Source organism: Alicyclobacillus fructus (genome assembly GCF_017329605.1).
GTDB classification, from domain to species: domain Bacteria; phylum Bacillota; class Bacilli; order Alicyclobacillales; family Alicyclobacillaceae; genus Alicyclobacillus; species Alicyclobacillus fructus.
On the sequence record NZ_JAFMTY010000006.1, the window covers coordinates 84,725 to 110,516 of the forward strand.

Sequence of the window (25,792 nt, forward strand, 5' to 3'; positions counted from 1 at the left end):
GCATTCACCTTCCGACTCGGCAGATCTCGGCCAGGCGGGCCGCGATGTCGTGGAGCGCGACCGTTTCATCCACCCATCCCGCCTCCCGCGCTCGCCGCGGCATTCCGTCCACGACGGCCGTCTCCGCAGCTTCCGCGATGGTGAAGCCGCCCGCTTCGCGAATCGCCCGGAGCCCCTCCACCCCGTCCCTCCCCATGCCCGTGAGCAACACGCCGACGGCGCGAACGCCCCGAACGCGAGCGACGCTCGCAAACAGCGCATCAATGGACGGCAGATACACGTCTTGAGGCGCAGGGGGCCGGACAGCGCAGCGAAGTTCCATCCCGCTCTGGAGGATTTCCGTCCTTTTGCCCCCAGGGGCCACGTAGCACTGTCCGGGTTCGACGAGATCGCCGTCCCGCGCCTCGCCGACCGCCCACGCACTCTCTCGGTTCAGCCGCTCGGCGAACGAGGCGGTGAACGCCGCGGGGAGGTGCTGCGCGATCATCACGGCACATCCGTCCAGAACCGGGAGATCCCGCAGGATCGCGGCAAATGCCGCCGGTCCGCCGGTGGATGCCCCCATGGCGACGATCACCTGCACGTGCCGCGCACCTTGGCTCAACGCACCGCACCTCTTCCATCGAAACCGGGGCCCACGCGATCCCGTATCCAGCGCGCCAACTGCCGATACCCCGCGGCGGCGGGCGATCCCGGCACGTGTTGCAGCAGAGGGCGCCGGGCCATCACACTCTGCGACAAAGCTGGGTCTTCACGGATCCACCCGGCGTACACGACCCGCATCTGCAAAAATCGCGCCGCCGCATCCACAAGTCGCTTGGCGGTGTCGTCCGCTTCGGCCCGAGATTGCGCGCGGTTGACCACAACCCAGGGTTCCCCGCGAAATCCTTTGACCCGCATCCACTTGAGCAGCGCGTACCCATCTGTGATGGCCGTCGGTTCGGGCGTCACGACACAAATGGGATTGGCGCCTTGCTTCAGCAGGCGCTCGGCGAGCGAATGCACGCCCGGCGCACAGTCCACGAGCACCCATGCGTAGCGCCCCGATACGCGCGCGATTCCGCTCCAAAGCCGCCCCCATCCTCCCTCGTCGATCTCGTCAAAAAACCGCCCGCTTCCACCCGCGAGCACGTCCACGTGCGGCTTCGGCGCAATCAGCGCCTCTTCAATGGCGGCGCCCAGGGCCACGTCGCCAAGTGTCAAGAGGGGCGTGGAGTCGAACAAGATCTCCACGTCCGCAAACCCCGCATCGGCATCGATCACGAGGACGCGCATGGCGTCCTCCGCAAACGCAAGCGCCAGATTGACGCACAAATTCGACTTTCCGACGCCGCCTTTCCCGCTCATGATGGCGAAAATGGGCGCGGCGGGTGGAACATCGCCTCCCCCTCCCCCGGCTTCCACGCCGTCTTGGCGGATCTCCCGATCCCTGAGCCAGGCCGACATCTGCTCTCTCAGGCGAGACGCCTGATCAGCCATCGCCGCCGACCTCCTTCCAGGCCGAGAGCAGGTCCCGCATCGACAGGATGTCGATGTCATCCGGGACGTTCTGCCCCGTGGTGACATACGCGACGGGCCTTTGGCAGAGGGCCACGAGGCTCGGCACCATGCCCACCGATTCGGTCTCGTCGAGCTTCGTAAAGATCAACTTGTCGACACACAGCGGCTTGGCCATGTTGGCAATTTTGACGGCATCGGCTGGTTTCGTGGCGAGCGAAATGACGAGCAGGACCTCGTCGGCCTCCACGGGGTCCAGCATGCGCTTGGTCTGTTCGATGGACGCGGGATTCAAGAAGTTTCTCCCCGCCGTGTCCACCAGGACGAGATCGCACGACGCAAGCGAAGCCAGCGCCGAAGGCACTTGTTCAGGTTCATCGGCGATGGCGATGGGCACGTTCAGAATGTCAGCGTACGTCTTCAACTGTTCGACCGCCGCGATTCGAAACGTGTCCGTCGTCAACAGGCCGACGCGGCGCTGGCCGGCGAGGACGTGAAGCGCGGCGATCTTGGCGATGGTCGTCGTCTTCCCGACACCTGTCGGCCCGACGAACGCGACGATCCGGCTGTCGCGGCGAATCGGAGACGGTTGAGCCAATGCGCCCAGATCGCCCTCAATGGCGTCGATCAAATCCTCCACGCTGCCGCCCCGCATCCCAGGTGATTTGGCGCCGCCGAGTGCCATCCGCGCCCACCGCTCAGCCAGCACCGCATCCACGCCCTCTGTCTGGAGGAACGCGTTCCAACGCTGGAGCGGCTTGTCCCCGCCCTCCTCGAGCGGCGCATCCTGCGCACGGGCATCCGCGAGCATCCGCTTGATTTCGGCGAGCTCATGGGCAAGCTGAGACCACGGTTCCGAACGGAGCGATGAGGCGGTCCGCTCACCCGGCTCGGCCATGGCCCTCTTGAGGGCCTGTCCGAAACTCGCGCCGGCACTCGCCGCGAGCTCCTCTCTGGCCGCGGCCATGACCTCGATCCTGCGCTCGCTCCGTAGGCCCAACCATTTGCGCACGCGAATCTGGCGCGTGCTCAGAATGACCGCGTCCTGCCCGAGTTCCCGCCGAATCGACGCGACGGCCTCGGGCATCTCCTTCACGACATAACGCCGGACGATCACGTCACATTCACCACCCCTCCGCTATGGATGGAGATCGAAGGATCGAGCTCGGCAAACGACAACACCGGCAGTTCCGGCACATAGCGGCGAACAAGACGGCTGAGAGGCAGCCGAATTCGCGGATGCACCAGCAATACAGGCGATTTGCCCGCGCCCTGCAACTCCGCAAAGTGCTCCCTGAGCTTGCGGAACACGGCCTGCGCCCTGGTGGGTTCCAGCCCTATCGACACGCCGCCGCCCTGCTCCACCACGGCCTGCTGCATTTCTCGTTCGAGCGCCGGATCGAACGTCAGCACCGTGAGCCCTTGTTCTCCCTGCGCGTACTGGGAACAGATATGGCGCGCCAGACGCTGACGAACCTTCTCCGTCAACTGATCCACGTCCTGGGTCTGACGTCCCGCGTCGGCGAGAGCCTCGAGAATGGTGACGAGATCGCGAATCGGCACGCCTTCCTCAAGAAGGTTACACAGCACGCGCTGAATGTGCCCCAAAGACAGCGTCCCGGGGTACACGTCTTCAACCACAGCGGGATGTGTCTGTTTCAAGTGGTCGAGAAGCTCCTTCACCTGTTGACGCCCGAGCAGCTCGTGCGCGTGGCGGCGCAACACCTCGGTGAGGTGAGTCGCCATGACGGACGGCGGATCGACCACGGTGTAGCCGCTCGCCTCGGCGCGCAGCTTCATTTCGCCCGTCACCCAGAGCGCGGGAAGCCCAAACGTGGGATCCTTCGTCGGAATGCCTTTGATTTCGGGGTTGTCGATCCCGGGACTCAACGCGAGCCAATGACCCATGAGAATTTCGCCGCGGGCGACCTCAACCCCTTTCAACTTGATGACATACTCCGTCGGCTTCAGCAGCACATTGTCTCGCAGCCGCACCATCGGCAGAACCACGCCGAGATCGGTCGCGAGCTGACGCCGAATCATGGCCACTCGCTCCATGAAATCGCCGCCCTGCCTCACGTCCACGAGCGGAATGAGGCCGTAGCCGAATTCGAATTCGACCGGCTCGACCGCGATGAGTTGGTAGACGTTTTCCAGCTTCTTCACCTCGGACCGCTTCTGCCTGACTTTTTCCTCTTCTTCACGCTTCATTTCCATCGCGCGTCGCCGCTCAGCGCGTCGAGCCATCAACGTGGCGCCGCCGGCAATGGGGATGACCGGCAAAATCCCAATGGGCGTGATGATGCCGAGCAGCAAAATCGCGCCACTGACGACGTACAGGGCCCGGGCGTAGCCGAATACCTGTTTCACCACATCGGCACCCATGTTTTGATCGGTTGCCGCACGCGACACCATGAGCCCCGTCGCTGTCGACAACAGGAGCGCCGGAATCTGACTGACCAGACCATCGCCCACGGACAGCATCGTGTACGTGTGCAGCGCCTGGCTGAACGAATCATGCTGCATGGCCACGCCGATGATCAGTCCGGCGACCACATTGATGGCGACAATCACCATGGAAGCAATGGCGTCGCCTTTGACGAATTTCGAGGCGCCATCCATCGCGCCGTAGAAGTCGGCTTCCTGCTGAATCTTCTCCCGCCGTCTGCGCGCCTCGGCCTCCTGGATCAGTCCTGCGTTCAAATCGGCGTCAATGGCGAGCTGCTTGCCGGGCATGGCGTCCAACGTGAATCTCGCCGCCACCTCGGCCACGCGTTCAGCACCGCGCGTGATCACCACGTACTGCACAATGATGATGATCAGAAACACGATGAACCCAACAACCGGGTTGTCGCCGATGACGAAGTTGCCGAACGTCTGAATGACAGCACCCGCGTTGCCCTGGCTCAGGATGAGTCGTGTCGTCGAAATATTGAGCGAGAGACGATAGAGCGTGGTCACGAGCAACAACGACGGGAAGATGGAAAACTCGAGCGGCTCGGACGTGTTCATGGCCACGAGGAGAATCGTCATGGACACGAACATGTTGAAAAGGATCAGCACGTCCAGAAGCGGCCGCGGGATGGGGATCACAATCATCACGATGGTCCAAAGGACGAACAGCATCACCATCAGATCGGTTCGTTTCAGCCATTTGGCCATCATCGCCCATCACCTCCGCCCCTTCGCGCGCATGCGATACACATAGGCAAGAACCTCCGCGACGGCCTGATACAAATCGGGAGGGATCTCTTGACCGATCTCGACCGTTCGATAGAGCGTCTGAGCGAGCGGCGGATTCTCGACGAGCGGAACTTGGTTTTCCTCCGCGCGCCGCCGAATCTCTTGTGCGACGAAATCCGCGCCCTTCGCCACGACTTGCGGTGCATTCATCGTCTCGCTCTCGTACTGAAGCGCCACCGCGTAATGCGTCGGGTTCGTGATCACCACATCCGCTTTGGCGACATTTTGCATCATGCGCTTCGAGGCGAGTTGCCGAGCCCGGCGGCGAACCGCCGATCGGACAAGTGGATTGCCCTCCGTCTCCTTCAACTCGTCCTTCAGGTCCTGCTTGGACATGCGCAGGCTTCGTTCGAAGTGATAACGCTGATACGCATAGTCCACGGCCGCGATCACGACCATCGCGCATGCCACCCGAATGGCGAGATTGAAGACGGATCGGCCGAGGATCGCTGGCACGGCCGCCAGCTCCACGGCGGAAAGGCTGATCATCTGATGCACGAGCGATGCCAGAGAGGTGTAGGCGACACCTGCGACGGCTCCGAGCTTCAGAAGGGATTTCAGCGTCTCCACGGCCCCTTGCAGACTCAAGATCCGGCGCCAGCCTGTGGCAGGTGATATCCGCTGAAAGTCTGGCAGCAAGAGCTGCGGTACAAACAGCGGGCGAACCTGCATGAGCGCCGCGGCGAGCCCGATCACGACCGCCACCGCGGCTACCGGCAGGAGCATTCGCGCGGCCGCCATCACTTGCACCAGCATCAAGGAGCGCACGTTTTCGACCGTCCAGCTCTTCAATACGGCGTCGCCGAGATCGCGCTGAATGAGGCTTTCCCATTCCCCCCAGACCACAGGACCCAGGACGCGCAGCGCCACCATCACGGCCGCAAAGGCCAGAGCCGACGTGAGCTCGGGACTCCGGGCCACGCGGCCTTCCTTCCGAGCCTCCTGGCGTCGCCTGGGCGTGGCCCGTTCGGTCCGCTCACCCGCAGCAAATCGCTGGAGTTGCAGCGTATGCATCCTTCACCCTCCGACCACGCGCATGACACTTTGCAGACTCAGAAACACCACGGTCCAAAGTTGCCGAAACAAGCTCACGGTCACCGGCAACGCGACGGCGAACGAAGCGAGCCCGATGAACACCTTGGCCGGCAGCTCAACGACAAAGGCGTTCATCTGTGGCACGGCGCGGGCGAGCAGCGCGAACGTGACATCGCAAAGGAGCAAACTCGCAAACACAGGCAGCGCAACATCGATGCCCATGATCATCACGGTGGACATCGTCTGCGTACAGAGCGCAATCCAGTCCGTCGGAAGGTGCCAGTCGGCGACGGGCACCAGCCGGAATGACTCAAGCAACGCACTGGACAGTCCCTCGAGGCCGCCCATGCCAATGAACAACAGCGAAAACCATACGTTGTAGACGTTGCTGAACACCCCGGCCTGTTCGGCGAGGCCCGGCATCGACAGATCCGCCACCGCCATGCCGATCTGCAGATCGACGAGCTGGCCTGCGATATGAATGGCATTGAAGATCCAGGTCGCCACGAAGCCGAGCAGCACGCCGACGATCGCTTCCAGCGCGAAATCAACCACGAAACGCGCCGGATCACTCGCAATATCGGGCACCTGCGTGTGGACGACCGGCACGGCGAACGCCGCCAACGCAAGCGCAAGCGCCACTTTCGCGACATTGGGCCAGTAAGCGCTGGACCACAGGGGCCCGGCAAGAATCATCCCGCTTGCCCTCGCCGCCATGAGCAGGAATAGGTTGAAATGCTGGAGGACGTCGTTCATCGTTCACATCACGTATTGCATCAGGTTGCCAAGAATCGAGTTCGTGAAATCGATGAGATTCTGCAGCATCCAGGGTCCAAAGGCCAACAGGGCGATCACGACGGCGATGATTTTCGGGATAAACGCCAGCGTCTGCTCTTGGAGTTGGGTCGTGGCCTGAAAAATGCTGACGATGAGCCCCATCGCCAATCCGAGCAACAACACCGGAGCTGTGATTTTGACCACGAGCCACATCACTTGGGCCGCAAGGCCAATCACGTACGTGTCCGTCATCCGGCTTCCTCCTTGCACTATCCGGCGTAGCCAGCGAGCAGCGACTTGACGACGAGGTACCAGCCGTTGACCATCACGAACAACAGAACCTTGAACGGAAGCGAAATCATGACAGGCGGAAGCATCATCATGCCCATGGACATGAGCGTGGTCGACACCACGAGATCAATCACGAGAAATGGAAGGTAAATCATGAAGCCAATCTGGAATGCCGTCTGCAATTCGCTCAACGTGAATGCCGGCACCAGCGCCGACATCGCGATGCGCTCGGGATGGCGTTCCATCTCAGGCGTCAACGTCTCATGGCGATAGGCGAGAAACAGTTCGAGGTCTTGAGACCTCGTCTGTTTGGCCATAAATACCTTGAACGGATCCTCGGCTCGTTCAATGGCGACGGTCTGTGAGATCTGGCCTTTCAGATAGGGCTGGAGCGCCTGAACGTTGGCCTGTTGCAGCGTGGGTTGCATCACAAACAACGTGATGAAAAGCGCAAGCCCGACCAGCACCTGATTGGGCGGAGACGTCTGCAGCGAAAGCGCGTTGCGCACAAACGACAGGACGACGATGACGCGCGTGAAGCACGTCATCAGGATGAGCGACGCCGGTGCGAGGGTCAGCGCTGTCAACAGCAGCACAATCTTGACCGTGTTGGCCACCGACGCCGGACCCGAACCCCCGACAGACACGCTGACGCCCGGAATGGACGGAACGCTCGGCGTTGTCTGTGCATAGACCCACGGCGGATGGAGAACGAAGCCGAGGATCCCCACGCACAGCGCGACGCACGCCACGCCGACGAACCACAGCCGCCGGCCCCACTCCAGCTTCATTCGTCCCGCCGCCTTTCTCTCAACCGATCCAAGGCCTCGCGCAGCGCTGCCCCGAACCCTTCTGCGTCCTCGGGTTCGGGCACCTCGGCGACCCAATCGGGGTATTCGTCCGTGACATCCGCCAAGAGACGCACATCGTCTCCGACGCCGATGAGATACAGCTTGCCACCCACGCGCACGACCTGGACCGACTTGTTGGGCGCCACCTGGCGCGCGGCGACCACGTCGATCTGTCCACGCGATGCCACGGCCACTCGCCTGCCCAGCACCCGGAACAACAGGACGATGAGCAGCAAAATGACCACGAGCGCAATCACGAGTTGCACATACGCCCACAGCCCGCCGTTTGCCGCGAGCGGGCCGGACTTCGCCGCCATCACGGTGCGTGGATGAAGGAGCATGAACACGGGTGGAATCAGGGCGCTCCCTGCCCACCAGATGGCCGTCCGCCTTCCGCTCAAGCGCATCACCGCAGCGCCTTCTGCACCGCTTCGATGACGCGATCGGCCTGAAACGGCTTCACAATGAAATCTTTCGCGCCCGCCTGAATCGCCTCGATCACCATCGCCTGCTGGCCCATTGCCGAGCACACAATGATCCGCGCGTTGGGATCGATCTCCCGGATGCGCTTGATCGCCTCAATTCCATCGACTTCAGGCATCGTAATATCCATCGTGACAAGATCGGGGCGAAGCTCTTGATAACGTTCCACCGCCTGCGCGCCATCCGCCGCTTCTCCTACGACCACGTGCCCGTTTTTGGTCAGAATGTCTTTGATCATCATCCGCATGAATGCGGCGTCGTCCACCACCAGAATGTTTGCCATTGCCGTGAGCCCTCCCACCTGATGTGCCGCCTTTACGGCCGCGGATCAATTCGTTTGTCAGCCTGGATGATATCGGTGACGCGCACGCCAAAGTTCTCGTCGATCACGACCACTTCGCCGATGGCAATTTTCTTTTGGTTGACGTAGATGTCCACAGGTTCACCGGCCAGCTTATCCAGTTCCAAGATGGAGCCCGGAGCGAGTTCAAGGATCTCGCGGATGAGCTTTTTCGCCCGTCCCAGTTCCACCGTGACGTTGAGCGGCACGTCGTACAGCAGCGACAGGTTGGCCGAGGGCCGGGTGTCGCGAGACGAGCCTCCCTTGTCGAATTCGGGAAACGCCGGGCGACGAATCGCGACGCTTGGCTCTTCACCCTCGGACTTGCGGTTCGCGGTCTCCGCGCCAGAAGCGTTCTCCTCGCGCGGTCCCGCCGCTGTCGAGGTTTCAGCGCCCACCGCGTCTTCTTTCGGTGTTTCGGACGCGATCGCCTCGGTATGTACGTTCATCGACCGCACCAACTCGCGAGCGAACGGGACGGGCATCAGTTGCATGATGTGCGAATCGATGAGCTGGTGCACATGCAGGCGGAACTCGACGTTGACGAGATCCTCCGCTGTGCCGAACGCAGCCTGCGCCTCATCCTGAGTAAAGGTCACCACGCGAACCGAAGGCGGAGAAATGTTGATGTAGCGCCCAAACAACTGACTCATCGCCGTGGCCGCGCTGCCCATCATCTGGTTCATCGCCTCGCCCACGGCGCTGAGCTCCAACTCTCCGAGTTCGCCTGCCGGCTCGTCATGCTGGCGGCCCATCATCAGGTCCGCGATCCGCCTGGCGTCCTCGAGTTCGATGGCCAGGGCGTTCGTCCCCTGAAGTCCTTCCGTGAAATCCACCTGTACCAACACATACGGGGTCGGAAATCGGCTTTCGACCTCCGATCGCGGAATCACGGTCACGACCGGGGTCGTGATGTCGACGCGCCGGCCGAGCAGAGATGAGAGCGAAGTGGCCGCCGAGCCAAAACAAATATTTCCTATTTCCCCGAGAACATCGATCTCCTGCGCCGTCAATCGTTCCCGTCGGTCCAGACCGGGATCCTGCTCCAAAGCTCCGCCGGCCTTCAACAGCGCATCGATCTCGTCCTGCGACAGCTTCATGTCGTCATCCACGATCGGCATCCGCCTCCCACTGACCCACGATCTTCACGGCGTACACGCGATTTCGCTTGCCCACGCTTCCCCAGAACGCCGGCCGCCCGTCGACGTAAACGAGCGCCGGATCGCGAATCGTCTGGCGCAACACGATGGTGTCGCCCTCGCACAGGTCCAAAATCTCCCGAACCGTCAAGTCCGCCTGCCCCAATTCCACCCGGACGTCCACGGGCACGCTGAGCAACTTTGCGCGCAGCTCATCGTTCACCTGCCGCTTGCCGCGCTGAAAGGCCGGATCCATGTAGTACCGATTGCTGAGCTTGGACAGCACAGGTTCGATGGTCGCATGCGGAATGCAAAGGTTGATAAGTCCCGATGTTTCGCCCACGCGGAGACTGATGGTCACGACGAGCACGGTCTCATTGGGCGTGGTGAGCTGCAAAAATTGCGGGTTGCTCTCCAACGAGACGAACGCGGGATCGAGATCGATCACGGTCTTCCATGCCTCCGCCAGGATGGACGGCATTTGTTCGAACAGCCGGCGGAACAAGATGACCTCGATGTCCGTCAGTTCGCGAACGCGGTAGGGCCCCGCGCTGTCCCCGCCCATGTACTTGTCCAACATGGCAAACACGACCTGCGGATTCATCTCCATCACCATGCGCCCTTCAAGTGGGTGCATGTCGTAGAGCTGCAGGACGGTGAGTGGCGGGATCGAACGAATGAATTCGTCATACGGCACCTGGTCGACCGATTCAACCTGAATCTGCGGAACGGACCGCAGTTGTCCCGACAGGTGGCTTGTAAGCAACCGGCAGAAGTGCTCGTGCATGCGCCGCAACACGCGCAGATGATCCTTCGAAAAACGCATGGCCCGGCGGAAATCGTACACCCGAACTCGTGGCTGGTCATGGTCCCGTTGCTCCGAGGCGGGATCGATCTCGCCCGTGCGAATGGCGTACAAAAGCGCATCAATTTCGGACTGGGAAAGCACGTCGGACACCCTCTCACCCCCTCACTGGACCAAGACTTGCGAAAGATACGCCGCCGTGACCTTCCCGTTAGGAAGCAAACGGTTGACTTGACTGACAATGGTCGACTTCAGGCGATTCAGGCCGGCGTCGGTCCGAAGTTCATCCGATGTGAACTCGCGCATGATGCCATTGACGGCGTCCGAAATCTGCGGCTCCATGAGATTCAATTCGTTCTTTGTACTCTTCGAATCCGCCTGCAAGGTCAGCGTGAATTGAATAATGCCGCTGCCCGCGAGATTGGTGGTCATCTGCGGCAAGGTGACCTGCAGGTCTGCCAACTCCTTGGCGGATACCTTCGGCGGGGCCCCGCCCGCTCCATGATGCTTCTTGGCGTACAGCACATAGCCGATGGCCGCGCCAGCGACCACGACGATGCCGATCACGATGATGAGCATCGCGCGCACCGCTTTTTTCATGCCCCGCCCTCCTTGTCGCGAACGGGCGCCGTCACGAGGCCAATCCGCCGATACACCTCAATCATTTTTGACGCAATGGTCTCCGGATCCTCTAAGACGACGTATTTGTGTCCGTTGGTCAGCGTCACGACGGAGTCCGGTGTCACCTCGATCGTTTCGATGTGCAGTGGATTGAGCCACACGACGGTCCCATTTAATCGCGTCAAAGCAATCATGCGCGCATCTCCCCAGGGCGCGGTTCGGCCGCGCCCTCATTCGCCTCACGAGTTCTTCATGTTAACAAGCGCCTGGAGAATCGCGTTGTCTGTGCCGATCATGTGGGTGTTTGCCACATACGCGTTCTGTGCGACGATCATTTCGGCAAACTGTTGCGAAAGGTCGACGTTCGATCCTTCCAATTCTCCAGATGCAAGCGTCCCATACGATCCCTGGCCAGGCGTCCCGTACGTCAGGCTTCCAGCCGCGGGGCTCGACGCATCAAACAGGTTGTCCCCGACCTTCACAAGCCCCTGTGGGTTCGGAACCTGGGCCAGCGCGAGGTAACCGATAACCTCTGTTTTGGTCGTCGACGTCGACTCATCGAAAATCGTTGCCGTAATGGACCCGTCCGCTCCGATGCTGACATTCGAAACGGTGCCCGAAGTTATGCCCGCCAACTGATACACGTTCATGGGCGTCGACGGCGCGGTAGGGCTGGACGGTTTGCTCTTGTATCCCTCAGCAATGACACCGTTCGGAAGCACCAAATACCCCGCGCTATCCACACTAAAATTCCCCGCTCGAGTCAGGTACGTGTTCGTTCCCTTCGTCACCACGAAAAACCCGTTGCCCTGGATGGCGACGTTCGTCGGCACGCCCGTCGTCTCGTCGGGACCTTGCGACATGTCCATCTGCGTCGCCGCAACCTGCACGCCGAGTCCCACCTGTTCGGGATTGGTTCCGCCTACGCCCGTGGATCCAGTGGTGCCCGCGGATCCAGCGGTGCCCACCGACATGGTCTGGCTCAACAGGTCCGCAAACTGGACGTTCGACTGCTTGAAACCCACCGTCTCTACGTTCGCGATGTTGTTCCCCACCACGTCGAGATCGGTCTGAAACGCCTGCATGCCTGAGATGGCCGAATTCATCGAGCGCAGCATGTTTAATTCCCTCCTGTGGCGCCGTCTCCCGGAGTTCCGCCGTTCCCTCCGGGCAGGCCTCCTATCGGTCCAGCCTGGAAACGAAGACGACGCTGTCGATTTGAGTGACAATGGGATGTTCCGCGGGATGGAGCGCGGTCACCAAGGTCCGCGACGGCAAGTGAACCACAAAGCCCACATTTCCCATCACCATGTACGTATCCCGCGCGCCTTTTGCCTCGGCCTGCTTTGCCGCCTGTTCCATGGCAAGCCAATCCGAGGACGTCAGCGATATCCCCCGTTCCGCCATCCGGTTGCCCGCGTGCTGACTGACGTTCCACGGCCCAAGCGCGCTCTGCATCGCCTGCCGGAATGCGCTTCTGCCTGAGCTCGAGGTCGAACTCGAGGTCGCCACACTTTCCCGAGACCGAACCTCTCCCCACGACCACGAAACCGGTTCGATCACGACATGCCGACCACCTGCGTCAACGGGTACGAATTGCCGTTGACGACAACCTGCGGCGCTCCATTCGTCATCGACACCGACGACACCGTTCCCTGCACCTGATTGCCACTTGCGTCCTGAATCGTGACCGAAGCGCCAATCAGACTGTGCGCCATCAGCAAACTCATTTCACTTTCCAGATTCTGAACAGCGCTCAGCACCTGCGCGTCCGTCTGCGCCACCTGTGTCATCTCTTCGAGCGCGCTGAACTGCGCCAGTTGGGCCAGCATCTGTGTGTTATCAACAGGATCCAACGGATCCTGATTTTGAAGTTGGGTCACCAGCAGTTGCATAAAGTCGTTTTCATTCAGTGCATTCAGCCCCGTCTGCGAAGTGCTGGCTCCGGAAGCGCTAGCCGACCCGGTCGCAGCCGTCGTGCTCGCGCCCGATACCGGTGAAGTCGACGCATTGACGGATGAAACGGAATTGACCGTCACAATCTCCCTCCTCACGCGTAGAGATGGATGAGCGATGTGGGCTCCGCGTCGTGAACGAGATAACCGGTGCGGATCGATCGGCTGTTTTCAGATACGTCCGAAGTTCCTGTCACCGCCTCTCCACCATCGCGCTCCCGCCTGCTGCCCTGATCTTCGCCCGCGTCGGTGGCAAGACCGACGCTCGCTTCACTCACCGACACCCCCGCCTGCGTCAACTGTTGAATGAGAGCCGGAAGTTGATCGGCGAGAACCGTGGCGCCTGCTGGCGTCGAAGCGACGAGCTGAACCGCCACGCCGTCATCCGTGTGATGGACGACCACCTGAACTGCACCAAGCTCCTTGGGTTCGAGTGCAACCGTCAACGTCTTGGCACCGTTGTGGTCACCGACGGTAACCCAGGTCTGAATTTGCATCCCGAGACCCGTGGGTGTGGACACAGGCACCTCTCCCGGTCTCGCGACCGATGCCGTCTGGAAGGCTGTACTTTCCGCCACGTGCAACGACCCCAGAGCCAGGCTCGCGCCGCCCGTTTCGTCGAAAGACGGTGATGCGACATGGTTTGCTGGCACCGAATCAGGAGAACTGAGCACTCGATGCCGACTGAGACGCACCTCGGGGGCTGAGCCGCCTTGGCGGGTCGCGTCAGGCGCAAGGGACGAGACCGGGTCTCCGGTATGAGAACCACGGTTTTGCTCCTGGTGCGCGGGATCACCCGTCATTCGGATGATGGTCTGCGCCACCTGTTGCGTATCGCGAGCGTCCACCGTTGCGTGTCCGACCAGATGCATATCGGCTGTGGCATCGCTGCTTCTAGCCTGCACACCCTCTGTCGAGATAGGCCAGCGTTCATCCACCGGCGGATGCTTGACGGACGCGTTCGCCTCAAACGCCGCAGGCACGCTTCGGCCCATGCCGACATCCGGGACGGGGGACGCCGAGATCGCCATCTCCTTCTCTCGAGCCGCGTCAGCCTGGAATGGAACAGCATCGCGGGTCGCGGTGGTGATGGACTCGCGGCCTAGGTACGGTTTGCGGTCGAAGGCGTTGTCCGCGCTCCTTGCGGATGTATGATTCGCCGGTAGCATCGGCGAGACCATGTCCGCGCTGAGCGACGCAGCTTGGGCGAAAACCTCCGCCCAAAAGTCGGCGCCGTCCATCTTGCTCTTCCGCCTTGGACTGGCCTTTCCCCCAGCGGTATCCACCTTGTCGGCCGCGACAGACACGTGCGCAACGTCCACGATTTCACCTCCCTTCGCGAGTTCAACGGTTAAGGAGACCCTGCCACATTGGCTGTGCTATTCGCCAGCGACGCAATCTGGCTGTCGCGCGCAGCTTGTTGTAAGAGGGCGCTCGCAGTGGCCGGAGGCAGCGCCTGCAGAATCGGCCCCGCAGCGTCCGGGCTGAGCGACTGGATGGCCCAAGCGGCCTGCGCGGAAGACATGTGCTCGAGAACCTGAGCTGCGGCGGCCGGATCCATTTGCGCCAGGACCTTCGCCTCCGACGCGCCTTGGCGTTGACCGCTCGAGATGGATGCGAGCTGTCCCCGCAGCGTCCGCACCTGATCGCGCAACGAAGCTGCCTGCTCTCGCGCGGCGGCCAGTTGGTCATTCAGCGAGGCCACCTGCGATTCGAGCGACTGGATTTGAGACCGCTCGATGGCTATGGTCTGGCGAAGCGCCTGATCTTGCGCAGAGGACGATGAACTCGTCTTATGACCGAACAGGTGTTGCAGGTCCTGCCACACGGGCACGCCGAGAACCACAAGCACCGCCGCAATGGCTACAGCAGCGACGACGAGCGGTACGAAGACCAGCAACAGAACCGTCAACACCTTGCGGCCAGCACCCGTTTTCTCCTCATCGATTGGCTCGACTTCCCCGGGCTTCTGGCTACCACCGCGCGGAGCACGGCTCGCCGCTCGGTCTCCGCCTTGCGTGGCGGTCCTAGTCCGCCTTCCATCCGACTTCGCCTCTGTCGTCACCGAAGATCGCTTGACTTCCACGAGCGTCGCGCCTCCCGCATCACGACGTGTTCGTCCAATTCGGCCTGCCACGCGCGTTGCCTGCGGCCTCGCTGCTCTTCGTCCAGGCGGATCCTCAGGCTCTTCCACGTCTCGGCCTCTCTGTGCCGCAAGGCAAGTTCGCTTCTCTTGCCCTCGGCTTCCTCTGCGCGAACCTGCCACTCGGCTTCGTATCGGCCTTGCAATTGCTCGAGCCTGCGTGCAAACGCGTCCAGAACGTACCAATCCCCCGCCTCACGGAGATCGGCCACCTCGGTCAACACTTGTCGCAAACGTTCTTCCGTCTGTCTCAGGCGATCCGCCATTTCGTTTCGAACGCGCTCGGCGGCGGCATATTCCCGTTCGGAGAGTGCGCGACGAAGTGATCCAATAAACTCCAACCTTCTCGCCAACCGATGCATGGAGTCGTTCATGCCGTTCCCTCCGTTCCCCCCGCGATGCGCATCAATTGCTCGACGGCGCCTTCGAAGGCAACCGTTTCACCTTTCCTTTGGCGGAGAAATTCGAGGATTTCCGGCATGTGCCCGATGGCTTCGTCCGCAGCCGGATCGGTGCCCTGCCGATACGCGCCGATCCGCAGCAGATCCTCGACCTCCGCGTACCTCGCCATCCATTCGCGTACGCGCTCGGCCGCGAGCCGATGAGCTTCGCCCGCGATGGAGGGAAATAACCGAGAGAGACTCTGCAATACGTCGATGGCTGGAAACTGACCTCGGTTGGCGAGAGAACGCGAGAGCACGATGTGCCCATCCAAGATGCCTCGCACCGCATCCGCAATGGGGTCATTGAAATCGTCCCCCTCGACGAGCACCGTGTAGACCGCCGTGATCGCGCCGCAGATCCCTGGTCCCGCCCGCTCGAGAAGCACTGGGAGCTTGGCGAACACACTGGGCGTATATCCTCGCGAGGACGGAGGCTCTCCCAGCGCGAGCCCCACCTCACGCTCCGCCATCGCGAACCGCGTGAGGGAGTCCATCATGAGCGTCACATGCATCCCCTCATCGCGGAAATGCTCGGCGATGGCCGTAGCGACAAAGGCGGCCTTGCTCCGCACGTACGGCGGATCGTCGGATGTGGACACCACCACCACGCTGCGCCGCAGCCCTTCCTCGCCGAGATCGTCCTCCAGGAACTCCCGAACCTCCCGCCCACGCTCGCCGACGAGCGCGATGACGTGGACGTCCGCTCGCCCCCCGCGCGCCATCATGCTGAGAAGTGTGCTCTTCCCCACGCCGCTGCCGGCGAACAACCCCACCCGCTGCCCGCGCCCGATGGTGAGCAGGGCGTCGATGGCCTTCACGCCAGTCGCGTACGGGCTGTCGATCCGTCCGCGGCGCAACGGTGAAATCGCAGGCGCGTCCACCGGCCGCTTGACGAACGGCCCCTCCAATGGGCCCTTGTCATCGATGGGCTCTCCGAGCCCATTCAACACGCGCCCCACCAGACCAGGCCCACAGCGAACCTGAAACGTCTGATCCAGAAAGTGAACGGGCGATCCCGGCGACACATCCGGCAGGGGACCCAGCGGCACAACATACAGGCGACCTTCGCGAAATCCAATCACTTCGCCCATTCCCTGGCGCCTGTCTCCCACGAGTTGACAGAGTTCCCCAAGCGACGCCGTGGGGCCCGAGACCTCGAGCGTGGTCCCAATCACGCGTTGAATGCGACCCACGCGCCGGACGAGTCGCCTGCGCTCGACTTCCCGGACGACCAAGTTCCTCCAGTCGCGGTCATTCGCCATGGGGAAAAGCCTCCGCCAGCTCCTTCAACACGCGCGACAGTTCCTCCACGCGGACTTCCATTCGCGCATCGATGACCACGCCATCCGACGCAACCACGCAGTCTCCGGGTTGCAGCGATACATCGGGCACCACCTGGATGGAGACCGTACCCCCGTGCCGCAACGCGATGGCCGGACAAGCATCGCGCACTGCTTCCGCGTCGGACGGATGCACCCGCACGTACACGGTGGACGCCGCGATCACCTGCCCCAGGAGTTCGTCGACCACTTTGGCCACGTCCGCGGGAGAAAAAGCAAGTTCGCGTCGCAGAAGGCGCCTGACAGCTGCCACAGCGACTTCCGCGATCCATGACCGCTGGTCCTGAATTCGGCGCATATGATCGCGGCGAAGCTCCTGCGCCAGCTCGTCCAACTGTGCCTGCCAATGCGCCTTGGCCTGCGCCAGTTCAAGCTCGGCCACGCGGCGTCCCTCGCGAATCCCCTCTTCCCGCCCAGCTTGTTCCGCAGCCTCGATGCGCCGCTCCGCTTCTTCCCGCGCTTCTTCGAGAAGGGCCGAAGCCCTTTCCGTCGCCTCCGCGATGATTCGCCGCGCCCTAAGCTCCGCATCCGCCAGGATGCTCGAAGCGACCTGCATCCACGGAGCTTGGTGCGATGTCGGGTCGGCAGTACCACTCGCGACTTCGACCTGAGCGTCCGTCAGCTCCGCGTCCGAAAACGGCGGAATGGGAATCGAGTCCGCGTAAGGCTCAATTCGGCCCCGCTTGACGACACTAGACAATGATGTCGTCACCTCCTCCGCGTGACACGACGATCTCGCCCAAATCTTCAAGATGCCGAATCACGGCGACGATGCGCTGCTGAGCATCCTCGACGTCGCGAAGGCGAACGGGCCCCATGTACTCCATGTCTTCTTTGAACTGCTCGGCCATGCGCTTGGACATGTTGTTGAAGATGACCTCCTTGACGTCCTCCCTGGCGACGCGAAGCGCAAGCTGCAAGTCGCGCGCGTCCACCTCGCGAATGACGCGCTGAATGGCCTTCGAATCGAGAAAGATGATGTCCTCGAACACGAACATCCTTTTCTTGATTTCATCAACAAGTTCAGGATCCCGCGCCGCCAACGATTCAAGAATGGTCTTCTCCGTCGCGCGATCGACCCCATTCAGGATCTGCACAATCGCCTCGATACCACCCGCCTGCTGGTTGTCGACACTCGCCATGGTGGAAAGCTTGCTTTCCAAAATCTCTTCCACTTCGGCCACCACATCGGGCGAGGTCCCCTTCATCGTGGCGATTCGCCGAGCCACTTCCGCCTGAAGGTCCGCCGGCAGGGCGGACAGGATGGCCGCCGCCTGACTGGGCTCCAGGTAAGCGAGCACGAGCGCAATGGTCTGCGGATGTTCATCCTGTAGGAAACTCAGGATTTGACTGGGGTCCGCCTTGCGCGCGAAATGGAACGGCCGAACCTGCAGTGACGACGTCAACCGCGCCAGCACCTCCTGAGCGCCCTGTGAACCGAGCGCTCGTTCCAGCACCTCGCGCGCATACTCGATACCGCCGGTCTGGATGTAGTCCCGGGCCATGGCCAGATCGCGAAATTCTTCGAGAATGGCTTCGCGCTGTTCCATCCCCACCTTGTTGACGTTGGCGATCTCGAACGTGAGTTGCTCCACCTCTTCGGGCGAAAGGCGCTTCATGACCTGGGCGGCCACTTCCTGGCCAAGCGCGATCATGAGCACCGCCGCCTTCTGTCTCCCGGTCAACGACGATCGCCGCTGCACCTCTACCGCCTCCTGTCTCGATGATGGATGGCGATCGCCTCATTCGGACAGCCACGTCCTCAGCAAGCTCGCGAAGTCGTCGGGTCGATGCTGCGCCAAATGCGTCAGTTGATTGCGAAGGACCTCTTCTTGCGTCAAAGGAAGCTCTTCAAGCGGCTGTTCGAAGGCTTCCCCAGCTGGAATCTCAATTACTTCTCCGGCAGGTCGCCGGCGCCGCCGCATGAAGAAATAACCCGCAACCACGACGCCTCCAAGAAGGAGTCCTCCCAGCGCGTACACCCACGTCCGCCCACCGGGCGCAGCGGGTACCGCCTGCAGCGAACTGGCAAACGGGACCGCGGAAACGCTAACGACATTCTTGCCCTGCGATGGCGTGGATCCCAGCACGCTCTGCACGAAATTGCGAATCTGCGCTTCGACGGCGGGGGTAATGCTCTTATCGTTGCTGTTTAACAGCACGCCCACCGAATAGCCCAACACCTGCATCGGATCGGCGGTCGTCTGCTGATTTTGATAGCTGTACGCGTAGTTGGTGATGGTGTTGGACGACGTGGAATTCGTCGCTCCACCGCCCGATGCCCCATAGGTGCTGTTCAGGTTCGGGTTGCTCCCGGCCTGGCCAGCCGCGCCCCCTGGCGAACCGCTCGACGTCTGCGACTTCTGGACCTCCTGGCTGGTGATGAATCCCGTGCTAGATCCAGGAGCGTTGATCAGGGTGTGCGTCGTCGTCTGGGTCTGATTGAACGTGACGTTGGCATGCACCACCACGACGGCGTTCTGCGCGCCCACGATTTGCTGCAAGCCCGAAATGAGCGTCTGTTGCAAATCGTTCTCGAGCTTTTCTCGCATCGCGAGCTCTGAAGACGCGACACCCGCACCTGACGAAGAGCCAGACGACGTGATGTCGCTCGAAAGCACGTTGCCGTACTGGTCCACGACGGTGACATTCCCCACGGTGAGCCCCGGTACGGAGTGGGCGACCAACTGTTGGATACCGTACACCTGTGCAGAAGACAGTTGCACGCCCGGACCAAGGTCCACAAACACCGACGCCTTGGCATCCGTGGTGGGCTGCGTCACAAACAGCTGCTGCTGCGGCATCACGATATGCACCTGAGCGGACTCGACGCCGTTGATGTCGCTGATGGTCGTCGACAGGCTCTGCTGGAGCGCGTTCAGCACCTGCAGATTGAACTGGTCCTGGGTTTCCCCGAGCGATGTCGTGATTCCGGAATAGGCGTCGTAACCGCTCTGGGGCAAGCCCGCCATCGCCAGCTGAATTCGCGCCTCATCCGCATCACGCGCAGGCACCAGAACGGCCGTGCCCTGAATCTCGTTTGGGATTTTTAGCGTATCCAGTTCCTGCTGAACCTGGCCAAGAGACTTATCATCCAGGCCCTCCATGATGGTCACGTAATGTGGCCGACTCGCCGTAAATACCACCACCAGAAGGGCCGCCAAAAGCGCAGCCGCCGCGATCATCACGTTGCGGCGCGATCGCGCTGGAAGCCCCGCCCATTTCGTCCGAGCCTGGTTCCAGAAGTTTCGCAGGGCTTCGTTCAACGCATCTCACCCTATCCCCCTCGTGATGAGTTAAATCTGCATGTTCATCAAGGTCGTGTACGCCTGCTGAACCCGCGTCGCCACCTGGGACAGCATGTTCACCGCGAGCGAAGCCTGCGTCTCCGCGATCATCAAGTCCGCAGTGGACACCTCTCCTCCGCTCGCGTACTCCACGGCCAAGTCATCGGCGCGTGATGCCAGCTGATTGACCTCATCCAAGGCCTTTCCGAGATAGTCCGAAAAGCTCATCGCGCCACTTGACCCCCCCGTCGCGGAAGTCAATCCGGACTGGGTGTTCCACGCGGCCGCTGCTACAGGGACAATCATCCGCCATCCTCCTCACTTGCCGATGCCGAGCGCGGTCAACGCCATTTGCTTGGCGGCGTCGAACGCCGTGGCGTTGGCCTGATACGCGCGCGTCGCCTGAATCAAGTCGATCATCTGCGTCGTCAGATTGACGTTCGAACTCTCTACATAGCCGTTGACGGCATCGGGACTCGACGGATCGTAAATGAGTTGAAACGGGCTCGTATCCTGAGTGATGCCGGTCACTTCCACGCCGCCGCCGATCCCCTGGACCACCTGTCCAAAGGCAGTCTGAAAGGAGACCTGGCCTGATACCGGCGCGAAGTTGACGATCTCGGCCCTGTAGGGTCCCCCCTGCGGAGTTCGCGTGGTGTTGACGTTGGCAATGTTGTTGGCGATGACATTGAGCCACAGTTGGTTCGCCGCGAGCCCGCTCGCCGAGATATTCATGCTCGTGTTGTCAAACATGGAACTCAGCTCCCCATGATGGCCGTCCGCAGGCGATTCAGCCGATCCGAAAGATCCTGCACCAGCGTGTCGTAGCGCACCTGGTTTTCAGCCATCAGCACCATTTCCTCTGTGACGTCCACGTTGTTTCCGTTGCTGTTCACGGTTGTGGACGTATCGGTATACACGACAGGCGTGACATCTGGCAATGCGCTCGTGTCGAGGCTCGGCTGTCCCGCATCGCTAGGAATCCGATCCTGGCCAAATCCAGTTCCTGTGCCGTTCGCGAGAGCGCTCTGAAGCAGGGTCTCGAACGCCACATCCTGGCGCTTGTACCCGGGTGTCCCCGCATTCGCGATGTTGTTTGCATACACCGCCTGGCGGAGCGTCGATGCGTCGAGAGCACTCTGCATCAGTTCAAACACCGTCATGGCCCTTTGCTCTCCTCCGACAAAATTCGACGAACTTCAGATCGAAACTACAAATTCGTCGCAATGAGTCGGAATCCTGCTCGCCGCAGTTAAGTCTTTCTTATGGATCTCGTGACGAGGTTCGGTTGACTCCACACATCCATCAAAAACAAAAAAAGGATGGCACCAGCGGAGCTGGCCCATCCAAAAGGCGATTTCGCCTCAAAGGATGAATTGACTCAGGTCTCGATTTTGCACAATGTCGCCGAGCTTCTCATCCACGTATTCCTTGGTGATTTTGATTTCGCCGAGGCGAATTTCGGGGGCCTCGAACGAGAGATCCTCCAGCACTTTCTCCACCAAGGTGTGCAAACGCCGAGCGCCGATGTTCTCGGTTTCCTCATTGACCTTCTGCGCCATTTCAGCAATTCGCTCGATGGCCTCGTCCGTGAATTGCACGCGAATCCCCTCGGTTTCCAGCAAGGCCGTGTACTGCTTGATGAGCGAGTTCTCGGGTTCCCGCAGGATGCGGACGAAGTCCTCCTTGGTCAACGGTTCCAGTTCCACCCGGATCGGAAAGCGACCCTGCAACTCAGGAATCAGATCCGAAGGTTTCGCGACGTGAAAGGCTCCCGCACCGATGAACAGCATGTAGTCGGTCTTGACCGCTCCGTACTTCGTGGAGACGGTCGATCCCTCGACAATCGGGAGAATATCTCTCTGAACCCCTTCCCGCGACACATCCGGTCCGTGTGTCTCGCGCCCAGCGATTTTATCCATCTCATCGATGAAGATGATGCCGTGATTCTCCGCGCGGTAAATGGCCTCGGCCGTCACCGCGTCCATGTCGATGAGTTTCTGGGCCTCCTCCTGCGTGAGCACCTTCCTGGCCTCTCGCACGGTCATTTTCCGCTTTTTCGTGGACTTCGGAAGCAGGTTGCCGAGCATCTCCTGGAGGTTGCCGAGCCCCTCCGCCCCCATGCCAGGGATGAATCCCAGCGCCATGGGTCCCGCCTGCTCTTCCACATCGATTTCTACGTAGTGGTCCTCGAGCGCTCCCATGAGCAGCTTCTGCTTTACGCGGCGGCGCTCTTCTCTCACTTGGTCCGAGGACGGCTCCTGAGGCCTATCTGCCGCGAACCCCCCGCTGAACAGCATCTCCAGCGGATTCCTCGCGCGCGATCTCGCCCCCGGATCCGGCACCAGCGCCTCGACGATGCGGTCGTTCGCCCGCGCTTCCGCCTCACCCTTCACGCGTTCGGCATGTTCGGCTTTCACCATCCGAACCGCGGTCTCGACGAGATCTCGGACCATGGACTCCACGTCGCGCCCAACGTAGCCCACTTCCGTGAACTTCGTGGCCTCCACCTTGATGAACGGAGCGCCAACCAGTTTGCTCAGCCTCCGAGCGATCTCCGTCTTTCCCACGCCCGTGGGGCCGATCATCAGAATATTTTTCGGTGTCACCTCGGCCTGCATGTCGGGTGACAATTTCGAGCGGCGATACCGGTTCCGAAGCGCGATGGCCACCGCCCGCTTCGCCTTCTTCTGACCGACGATGTATCGGTCGAGATATTCGACAATCTCCCTTGGCGTCAACTCTCGCTCATTGGGCATGAGCCATCCCCCTATACCCCAACGGTCTCCAGCACGATCTGGTCGTTCGTGTACACACAAATTTCCGAGGCAATGACAAGCGCCTGCCGCGCGATCTCGGCAGGTTCCAGTTGCGTGTTCCGCGCCAGCGCACGGCCCGCCGCAAGCGCATAGCCCCCACCCGAGCCAATGGCGCAGATGCCATCGTCCGGTTGAATGACTTCGCCGCCGCCCGACACGATCAGCAGATCCCGCGCATCCATGACGATCAGCATCGCTTCCAGTTTCTGAAGAATCTTGTCGGATCGCCACTCCTTCGCGAGTTCGACCGCCGCGCGCGGAAGATTGCCTTGAAATTCATCCAATTTCTTCTCAAATTTCTCGAACAAGGTGAACGCATCGGCGACCGATCCCGCAAACCCCGCCACCACGCGATCGTGATACAACCTTCGCACCTTGCGCGCACCGTGCTTCATCACCATGCTGTTGCCAAATGTGACCTGGCCGTCGCCAGCCATGGCTCCGCGCCCGTCTCTCAGCATGGCGAAAATCGTCGTGCCGTGCATCTCATATCCCATCTTCGTTCGACTCCCGTTCCTTTGTCGCTCGCCGCGCACGCGGGTGTGCCGCGTAGTACGCACGCGCCAACTGTTCGCGGCTGGTGTGCGTATAAATCTGCGTGCTCGACAGACTCGCGTGCCCCAGCAGTTCCTGAACGCTGCGCAAATCCGCTCCGCCGTTCAACATGTGGGTCGCAAACGAATGCCGAAGGCCGTGCACGTGAATAGCTCTGAGTCCCGGGACCTCTTCGATTCGCCGCTCCAGCACTCGCCGCACGCTGCGATCCGTCAAACGGCCGCCGCGGCGATTGATGAAGACGGCGGACTCCTTGGCCAGTCGATCGCGAAGCGGAAGGTAACGCCGAAGCGCGTCGACCGCGCGGCGCCCGACGATCACGTACCGCTCACGTCCGCCTTTGCCGAGCACGCGGGCGAACCCGGATGTCAAGTCGAGATCGCCCACATCCAGGTTCACGCATTCGCTCACGCGCACACCTGTCGCATACAGGAATTCTAACAGCGCTCGATCTCGCAAGGCCAAAAAATCGGACCCGGCAATGTGATCGATAAGCGCCGCCGCCTCTTCCTCGTGCAGAAACCTTGGGAGACGCCGATCCCGCTTCGGAAGCCGGACATTCTCAGCGATGCCTCCCTGAATCCATCCTCGTTCCGAGCAGAACCGAAGAAAACTCCTGAGGCACGAAAGCCTCCTTGCGACGCTGGCTTTCGCCGCCCCGCGCGCCAACATCTCACTCGCGTGCGCGCGCACGTCGCGAACGGAGAGCGCCTCCAGTTGGTGAACGCCGTGATCGCCCAGCCACTTCGCGAAGGCGGCGAGGTCCTGCCGATAGCTGCGCACTGTGCGAGGGCTCATCCGCAGTTTTGCGTCATCCAGAAACGCCTGCACTGCATCCGCGACGGAAAGGGTCACACTCGCTCCAACTCCCGCATGAACATCTGGAGGTCTTCCAACGCCCGCGCCGCATACCGCTCGTAACGCGCCTTCTTGTCTTTGACCGGAGGTTCGAGCGGAGGAAAAATGCCAAATGTGGCATTCATGGGCTGAAATCCATTCGGTGAGGCGTGCGTGATGTAGTGCGCCAGGCTGCCCATCGACGTTGTCGGAGGAAAGACGAGCGCGTCCTGACCGGCAGCCACTCGAGCTGCGTTGATGCCCGCAATGAGTCCCGAGGCGGCGGATTCCACGTACCCTTCCACGCCCGTCATCTGTCCCGCGAAAAACAGCGTGGGCCGCACCTTGGCCTGATACGTGGGCAGAAGCGCCGCGGGGCTGTTGATATACGTATTCCGATGCATGACGCCGTATCGCACAAATTCGGCCTGCTCAAGCCCCGGAATCATGCGGAACACCCGCTTCTGCTCGCCCCATTTCAGGTGGGTTTGAAAGCCCACCATGTTGTAGAGCGTGGCGGCCGCGTTGTCCTGTCGAAGTTGAACCACCGCAAACGGACGCTTTCCGGTCCTTGGATCGCGAAGCCCCACGGGCTTCATCGGACCAAACAGCAGCGTCTGCTTGCCTCGCTTGGCGAGCGCCTCGATGGGCATGCACCCTTCGAAATACCGTTCCTCTTCGAAGTCTTTCAGTTCCGCGCATTCGGCGTGAATCAGCGCGTCGTAAAACGCCTCGAACTCTGCCTCGGTCATGGGACAGTTGAGATAGGCGTCGTCTCCCTGGTCGTATCTTGACTGGAAAAACACCTTGGACATGTCGATGGACTCCTTGGTGACAATGGGAGCGGCAGCGTCGTAGAAGTACAGATCTCCATGCCCCACCAGACGTCGAATATCTTCCGAGAGCGACGCCGATGTGAGGGGGCCAGTTGCGATCACGACCACGCCCTCCTCAGGAATTCGGCTGACTTCCTCGCGCACCACCGTGATATTCGGATGCCCGGCGACCAGTTCCGTGACGCGTTGCGAGAACCCGTCGCGATCGACGGCAAGCGCGTTCCCCGCAGGGACCGCGTGCGCGTCCGCAGCGCGCATAATCACGGAATTGAGCCTGCGCATCTCCTCCTTGAGAAGGCCGACCGCGTTCGTGATGCTGTTCGAGCGCAACGAATTGGTGCAGACCAGTTCGGCAAATCGATCTGTATGGTGGGCCGGCGTCATCTGAATCGGACGCATCTCGTACAGCTTCACCTTCGCTCCTCGATTTGCCGCCTGCCACGCGGCCTCCGAGCCTGCAAGTCCGGCGCCAATCACCGTCACCTCTGCCATCAC

31 protein-coding genes are annotated in these 25,792 nt (G+C 61.4%); all 31 read right to left on the minus strand.

What is annotated here, in order from left to right:
- Positions 1-4 precede the first annotated feature (4 nt).
- Entirely contained in the window at positions 5-604 is a 600-nt protein-coding gene (locus J3481_RS04520) for a CheB methylesterase domain-containing protein (RefSeq protein WP_206830780.1), read from the minus strand.
- Positions 601-1,479 (minus strand): AAA family ATPase, encoded by an 879-nt coding sequence (locus tag J3481_RS04525; protein ID WP_206830781.1) that lies wholly within the window; start codon positions 1,477-1,479, stop codon positions 601-603. Before J3481_RS04525 ends, J3481_RS04520 begins: the two co-directional genes overlap by 4 nt.
- Positions 1,472-2,614, minus strand: coding sequence for a flagellar biosynthesis protein FlhF (gene flhF, locus J3481_RS04530; RefSeq protein ID WP_206830782.1), 1,143 nt, complete (start codon positions 2,612-2,614; stop codon positions 1,472-1,474). Before flhF ends, J3481_RS04525 begins: the two co-directional genes overlap by 8 nt.
- Positions 2,611-4,659, minus strand: coding sequence for a flagellar biosynthesis protein FlhA (gene flhA / locus J3481_RS04535; protein ID WP_206830840.1), 2,049 nt, complete (start codon positions 4,657-4,659; stop codon positions 2,611-2,613). The genes flhF and flhA overlap by 4 nt, the downstream gene beginning before the upstream one ends.
- Positions 4,660-4,668: 9 nt before the next feature.
- On the minus strand, positions 4,669-5,754 hold the full coding sequence (gene flhB, locus J3481_RS04540; protein ID WP_206830783.1) for a flagellar biosynthesis protein FlhB: 1,086 nt from the start codon (positions 5,752-5,754) through the stop codon (positions 4,669-4,671).
- A gap of 3 nt (positions 5,755-5,757) precedes the next feature.
- A complete protein-coding gene (locus J3481_RS04545; protein ID WP_206830784.1) occupies positions 5,758-6,531 on the minus strand; it encodes a flagellar biosynthetic protein FliR in 774 nt (257 codons plus the stop codon).
- Positions 6,532-6,534: 3 nt separating this feature from the next.
- Entirely contained in the window at positions 6,535-6,804 is a 270-nt protein-coding gene (fliQ, locus tag J3481_RS04550; RefSeq protein WP_206830785.1) for a flagellar biosynthesis protein FliQ, read from the minus strand.
- A 17-nt stretch (positions 6,805-6,821) separates the two neighbouring features.
- The gene (gene fliP, locus J3481_RS04555) at positions 6,822-7,634 is read right to left on the minus strand and encodes a flagellar type III secretion system pore protein FliP (protein ID WP_206830786.1); all 813 of its coding nucleotides are present in this window, start codon (positions 7,632-7,634) and stop codon (positions 6,822-6,824) included.
- A complete protein-coding gene (locus J3481_RS04560; RefSeq protein WP_206830841.1) occupies positions 7,631-8,101 on the minus strand; it encodes a flagellar biosynthetic protein FliO in 471 nt (156 codons plus the stop codon). The genes fliP and J3481_RS04560 overlap by 4 nt, the downstream gene beginning before the upstream one ends.
- Entirely contained in the window at positions 8,101-8,460 is a 360-nt protein-coding gene (locus tag J3481_RS04565; protein WP_206830787.1) for a response regulator, read from the minus strand. Before J3481_RS04565 ends, J3481_RS04560 begins: the two co-directional genes overlap by 1 nt.
- Before the next feature lie 32 nt (positions 8,461-8,492).
- On the minus strand, positions 8,493-9,638 hold the full coding sequence (fliY, locus tag J3481_RS04570) for a flagellar motor switch phosphatase FliY (RefSeq protein ID WP_206830788.1): 1,146 nt from the start codon (positions 9,636-9,638) through the stop codon (positions 8,493-8,495).
- Positions 9,622-10,614 (minus strand): flagellar motor switch protein FliM, encoded by a 993-nt coding sequence (fliM, locus tag J3481_RS04575; protein WP_206830789.1) that lies wholly within the window; start codon positions 10,612-10,614, stop codon positions 9,622-9,624. Before fliM ends, fliY begins: the two co-directional genes overlap by 17 nt.
- A gap of 12 nt (positions 10,615-10,626) precedes the next feature.
- Positions 10,627-11,061, minus strand: a complete 435-nt coding sequence (locus tag J3481_RS04580) for a flagellar basal body-associated FliL family protein (RefSeq protein ID WP_206830790.1) — start codon at positions 11,059-11,061, stop codon at positions 10,627-10,629.
- Positions 11,058-11,276 (minus strand): flagellar FlbD family protein, encoded by a 219-nt coding sequence (locus J3481_RS04585; RefSeq protein ID WP_206830791.1) that lies wholly within the window; start codon positions 11,274-11,276, stop codon positions 11,058-11,060. Before J3481_RS04585 ends, J3481_RS04580 begins: the two co-directional genes overlap by 4 nt.
- Positions 11,277-11,321: 45 nt before the next feature.
- Positions 11,322-12,200 (minus strand): flagellar hook-basal body complex protein, encoded by an 879-nt coding sequence (locus J3481_RS04590; protein ID WP_206830792.1) that lies wholly within the window; start codon positions 12,198-12,200, stop codon positions 11,322-11,324.
- Positions 12,201-12,261: 61 nt separating this feature from the next.
- Positions 12,262-12,645: a hypothetical protein gene (locus J3481_RS04595; RefSeq protein ID WP_206830793.1), complete on the minus strand. Its 384-nt coding sequence runs from the start codon at positions 12,643-12,645 to the stop codon at positions 12,262-12,264.
- Entirely contained in the window at positions 12,642-13,121 is a 480-nt protein-coding gene (locus tag J3481_RS04600; protein WP_206830794.1) for a flagellar hook capping FlgD N-terminal domain-containing protein, read from the minus strand. Before J3481_RS04600 ends, J3481_RS04595 begins: the two co-directional genes overlap by 4 nt.
- An 11-nt stretch (positions 13,122-13,132) precedes the next feature.
- Positions 13,133-14,359 (minus strand): flagellar hook-length control protein FliK, encoded by a 1,227-nt coding sequence (locus J3481_RS14935; RefSeq protein ID WP_206830795.1) that lies wholly within the window; start codon positions 14,357-14,359, stop codon positions 13,133-13,135.
- A gap of 29 nt (positions 14,360-14,388) precedes the next feature.
- Positions 14,389-15,123: a MotE family protein gene (locus J3481_RS14940; RefSeq protein WP_206830796.1), complete on the minus strand. Its 735-nt coding sequence runs from the start codon at positions 15,121-15,123 to the stop codon at positions 14,389-14,391.
- Entirely contained in the window at positions 15,099-15,554 is a 456-nt protein-coding gene (locus J3481_RS04615; RefSeq protein ID WP_206830797.1) for a hypothetical protein, read from the minus strand. The genes J3481_RS14940 and J3481_RS04615 overlap by 25 nt, the downstream gene beginning before the upstream one ends.
- A complete protein-coding gene (locus J3481_RS04620) occupies positions 15,551-16,885 on the minus strand; it encodes a FliI/YscN family ATPase (protein ID WP_206830798.1) in 1,335 nt (444 codons plus the stop codon). The genes J3481_RS04615 and J3481_RS04620 overlap by 4 nt, the downstream gene beginning before the upstream one ends.
- Positions 16,875-17,663, minus strand: a complete 789-nt coding sequence (locus J3481_RS04625; RefSeq protein WP_206830799.1) for a FliH/SctL family protein — start codon at positions 17,661-17,663, stop codon at positions 16,875-16,877. The genes J3481_RS04620 and J3481_RS04625 overlap by 11 nt, the downstream gene beginning before the upstream one ends.
- Positions 17,656-18,666, minus strand: a complete 1,011-nt coding sequence (fliG, locus tag J3481_RS04630; protein ID WP_206830800.1) for a flagellar motor switch protein FliG — start codon at positions 18,664-18,666, stop codon at positions 17,656-17,658. The genes J3481_RS04625 and fliG overlap by 8 nt, the downstream gene beginning before the upstream one ends.
- 39 nt (positions 18,667-18,705) lie before the next feature.
- Positions 18,706-20,229, minus strand: coding sequence for a flagellar basal-body MS-ring/collar protein FliF (gene fliF, locus J3481_RS04635; protein WP_206830801.1), 1,524 nt, complete (start codon positions 20,227-20,229; stop codon positions 18,706-18,708).
- A 30-nt stretch (positions 20,230-20,259) separates the two neighbouring features.
- Complete coding sequence (locus tag J3481_RS04640; protein ID WP_206830802.1) at positions 20,260-20,556, minus strand: flagellar hook-basal body complex protein FliE; 297 nt, start codon at positions 20,554-20,556, stop codon at positions 20,260-20,262.
- Between the two features lie 12 nt (positions 20,557-20,568).
- Complete coding sequence (gene flgC / locus J3481_RS04645; RefSeq protein WP_206830803.1) at positions 20,569-21,003, minus strand: flagellar basal body rod protein FlgC; 435 nt, start codon at positions 21,001-21,003, stop codon at positions 20,569-20,571.
- Positions 21,004-21,008: 5 nt separating this feature from the next.
- A complete protein-coding gene (gene flgB / locus J3481_RS04650; protein WP_206830804.1) occupies positions 21,009-21,413 on the minus strand; it encodes a flagellar basal body rod protein FlgB in 405 nt (134 codons plus the stop codon).
- Between the two features lie 201 nt (positions 21,414-21,614).
- Positions 21,615-23,009, minus strand: a complete 1,395-nt coding sequence (gene hslU / locus J3481_RS04655; protein WP_206830805.1) for an ATP-dependent protease ATPase subunit HslU — start codon at positions 23,007-23,009, stop codon at positions 21,615-21,617.
- A gap of 11 nt (positions 23,010-23,020) precedes the next feature.
- Complete coding sequence (gene hslV, locus J3481_RS04660; RefSeq protein WP_206830806.1) at positions 23,021-23,566, minus strand: ATP-dependent protease subunit HslV; 546 nt, start codon at positions 23,564-23,566, stop codon at positions 23,021-23,023.
- Positions 23,556-24,479: a tyrosine recombinase XerC gene (locus J3481_RS04665; protein ID WP_206830807.1), complete on the minus strand. Its 924-nt coding sequence runs from the start codon at positions 24,477-24,479 to the stop codon at positions 23,556-23,558. The genes hslV and J3481_RS04665 overlap by 11 nt, the downstream gene beginning before the upstream one ends.
- Positions 24,476-25,789, minus strand: coding sequence for a methylenetetrahydrofolate--tRNA-(uracil(54)-C(5))-methyltransferase (FADH(2)-oxidizing) TrmFO (gene trmFO, locus J3481_RS04670; protein WP_206830808.1), 1,314 nt, complete (start codon positions 25,787-25,789; stop codon positions 24,476-24,478). Before trmFO ends, J3481_RS04665 begins: the two co-directional genes overlap by 4 nt.
- Positions 25,790-25,792: the final 3 nt, after the last annotated feature.

Excerpts from the sequence above, each read along its gene's own strand:
- J3481_RS04525 (WP_206830781.1), bottom strand. The coding sequence starts at position 1,479 with ATGGCTGATCAGGCGTCTCGCCTGAGAGAGCAGATGTCGGCCTGGCTC.
- flhA (WP_206830840.1), bottom strand. The coding sequence starts at position 4,659 with ATGGCCAAATGGCTGAAACGAACCGATCTGATGGTGATGCTGTTCGTC.
- flhB (WP_206830783.1), bottom strand. The coding sequence starts at position 5,754 with ATGCATACGCTGCAACTCCAGCGATTTGCTGCGGGTGAGCGGACCGAA.
- J3481_RS04545 (WP_206830784.1), bottom strand. The coding sequence starts at position 6,531 with ATGAACGACGTCCTCCAGCATTTCAACCTATTCCTGCTCATGGCGGCG.
- fliQ (WP_206830785.1), bottom strand. The coding sequence starts at position 6,804 with ATGACGGACACGTACGTGATTGGCCTTGCGGCCCAAGTGATGTGGCTC.
- fliP (WP_206830786.1), bottom strand. The coding sequence starts at position 7,634 with ATGAAGCTGGAGTGGGGCCGGCGGCTGTGGTTCGTCGGCGTGGCGTGC.
- J3481_RS04560 (WP_206830841.1), bottom strand. The coding sequence starts at position 8,101 with ATGCGCTTGAGCGGAAGGCGGACGGCCATCTGGTGGGCAGGGAGCGCC.
- J3481_RS04565 (WP_206830787.1), bottom strand. The coding sequence starts at position 8,460 with ATGGCAAACATTCTGGTGGTGGACGACGCCGCATTCATGCGGATGATG.
- fliY (WP_206830788.1), bottom strand. The coding sequence starts at position 9,638 with ATGCCGATCGTGGATGACGACATGAAGCTGTCGCAGGACGAGATCGAT.
- J3481_RS04580 (WP_206830790.1), bottom strand. The coding sequence starts at position 11,061 with ATGAAAAAAGCGGTGCGCGCGATGCTCATCATCGTGATCGGCATCGTC.
- J3481_RS04585 (WP_206830791.1), bottom strand. The coding sequence starts at position 11,276 with ATGATTGCTTTGACGCGATTAAATGGGACCGTCGTGTGGCTCAATCCA.
- J3481_RS04590 (WP_206830792.1), bottom strand. The coding sequence starts at position 12,200 with ATGCTGCGCTCGATGAATTCGGCCATCTCAGGCATGCAGGCGTTTCAG.
- J3481_RS04615 (WP_206830797.1), bottom strand. The coding sequence starts at position 15,554 with ATGAACGACTCCATGCATCGGTTGGCGAGAAGGTTGGAGTTTATTGGA.
- J3481_RS04620 (WP_206830798.1), bottom strand. The coding sequence starts at position 16,885 with ATGGCGAATGACCGCGACTGGAGGAACTTGGTCGTCCGGGAAGTCGAG.
- J3481_RS04640 (WP_206830802.1), bottom strand. The coding sequence starts at position 20,556 with ATGATTGTCCCTGTAGCAGCGGCCGCGTGGAACACCCAGTCCGGATTG.
- flgC (WP_206830803.1), bottom strand. The coding sequence starts at position 21,003 with ATGTTTGACAACACGAGCATGAATATCTCGGCGAGCGGGCTCGCGGCG.
- flgB (WP_206830804.1), bottom strand. The coding sequence starts at position 21,413 with ATGACGGTGTTTGAACTGATGCAGAGTGCTCTCGACGCATCGACGCTC.
- hslU (WP_206830805.1), bottom strand. The coding sequence starts at position 23,009 with ATGCCCAATGAGCGAGAGTTGACGCCAAGGGAGATTGTCGAATATCTC.
- hslV (WP_206830806.1), bottom strand. The coding sequence starts at position 23,566 with ATGGGATATGAGATGCACGGCACGACGATTTTCGCCATGCTGAGAGAC.
- trmFO (WP_206830808.1), bottom strand. The coding sequence starts at position 25,789 with ATGGCAGAGGTGACGGTGATTGGCGCCGGACTTGCAGGCTCGGAGGCC.